This is a genomic window from uncultured Flavobacterium sp., from assembly GCF_937967675.1.
Classification (GTDB): Bacteria; Bacteroidota; Bacteroidia; order Flavobacteriales; family Flavobacteriaceae; genus Flavobacterium.
Window position 1 is genome coordinate 1 of record NZ_CALBSN010000047.1, and the last position, 2,019, is coordinate 2,019.

General features: G+C 34.3%; 1 protein-coding gene and 1 pseudogene. One reads left to right on the plus strand and one right to left on the minus strand.

All coding sequences use genetic code 11. The features are described from left to right. Positions 1 to 113 (minus strand): annotated as a pseudogene (locus tag Q0075_RS03325) (succinylglutamate desuccinylase); the annotation flags it as partial. A gap of 242 nt (positions 114 to 355) precedes the next feature. On the opposite strand from Q0075_RS03325, the gene uvrC reads away from it, so the two are divergent. After that, a partial coding sequence (gene uvrC, locus Q0075_RS03330) for an excinuclease ABC subunit UvrC (RefSeq protein WP_297868274.1) occupies positions 356 to 2,019 on the plus strand: 1,664 nt, incomplete at its 3' end.

Here is a 2,019-nt window from a genome sequence, read left to right on the forward strand (position 1 = left end):
GGAATTTTCAATTTGTTCATGGTGTGCAACTTGGCAATTTCCATGTTAATGGTTTTGCTTTCGCCCGCTAAAATGGTTTCTTTTAGTATTACAAGTGGTTTTGAGGCTGTCATTTGGTTGATTCTAAGGTGTTAAAAATACGAAAAGTTCAAGAACAAGGGCAAGTTCAAGTTCAAAAATCAATTTTTTATTGGGATACAGATTTAAAATAAAAAGTTTAATCGCAAAGAGCGCAAAGATTTACGCCAAGTTCACAATTTTTAAAATCCGTCCAATTTGCGCTGCAAAGCATCCGTTTCATCTGCGTGCCAATTAAAACAATTCTATTATCTTTGTTCTATCATCTTTCAATAAAATGCAAACACCATTAGAACTTCAAATCCAAACTTTACCTGATAATCCGGGTGTGTATCAGTATTATGATAAGGATGGAAAAATTCTATATGTTGGTAAGGCGAAAAACTTAAAAAAACGCGTTCAATCGTATTTTACTAAGAACCACGATAATTATAAAACGTCGGTTTTAGTTAAGAAAATTGTAACCATAAAACACATTGTCGTTCCAACGGAAACCGATGCGTTATTGTTGGAAAACAACTTAATTAAAAAGTTACAACCACGTTATAATGTCTTGCTTCGCGATGACAAAACGTATCCTTGGATTTGTATTAAAAACGAACGATTTCCAAGAATATTCTCTACCCGAAAAATGATTAAAGATGGTTCGGAATATTTTGGACCTTACACCAGTTTTAAAACGGTTCATACGATTTTAGATTTAATTAAAGAATTGTATCCATTACGAACTTGTACTTACGATTTATCGAAAGCAAATGTTGATACGGGAAAATTTAAAGTGTGTTTGGAATATCATATTGGCAATTGTAAAGGCGCTTGTGAAGGTTATGAAACGGCTGAAAACTATCAAAATCAAGTCGAAAAAATCCGTCAAATTTTAAAGGGAAATTTCAAAGAAAGTTTGAAAGATTTCAAGAAATTAATGACCGATTTGGCGATGGAAATGAAGTTTGAAGAAGCGCAAAAAATCAAAGAAAAAATTGAAGTTTTAGAAAATTACCAATCGCGTTCTACGGTTTTGAATCCGAAAATTACCAATTTGGATGTGTTTTCGATTATTTCCGATGAAACGATGGCGTATGTGAACTTTTTACAGATTTCGCATGGAGCAATCGTTCGTTCGCACACGTTAGAATTGAAGAAAAAATTAGACGAAACCAACGAAGAATTACTAGAATTAGCCGTTGTTGAATTACGCGAACGTTTTCATTTGAATGCCCGAGAAATTGTCGTTCCATTTGCAATAGATTTAGGAGAAAATGTAAAAGTAACCGTACCTCAATTAGGTGATAAAAAGCAAATTTTAGATTTATCAGAGCGTAACGCCAAATTTTATCGATTAGATCAATTAAAGCAAATTCAAATCGTTGATCCAGAACGTCATACGAATCGCATCATGGCGCAAATGCAAAAAGATTTACGTTTATCAGTAGAGCCACGACATATTGAGTGTTTCGATAACTCGAATATTCAAGGAACTAACCCTGTTTCGGCTTGTGTGGTGTTTAAAGATGGGAAACCAAGTAAAAAAGATTACCGTCATTTCAACATTAAAACAGTTGAAGGTCCAAATGATTTTGCTTCGATGGAAGAAGTGGTGTATCGAAGATACAAACGCATGTTAGATGAAAATCAACCTTTACCGCAATTGATTATTATTGATGGTGGAAAAGGGCAATTATCTTCGGCTTTAAAAAGTATTGATGATTTAGGATTACGAGGAAAAATTGCCATTATCGGAATTGCAAAACGTTTGGAAGAATTGTTTTATCCGGGTGATTCGGTGCCGTTGTATTTGGATAAAAAATCGGAAACCTTGAAAGTGATTCAGTATTTGCGAAACGAAGCCCATCGATTTGGAATCACACATCATCGCGACAAGCGAAGTAAATCGGCTTTAACCAATAGTTTGGAAAGTATTCCAGGAATCGGTGAAAAAAC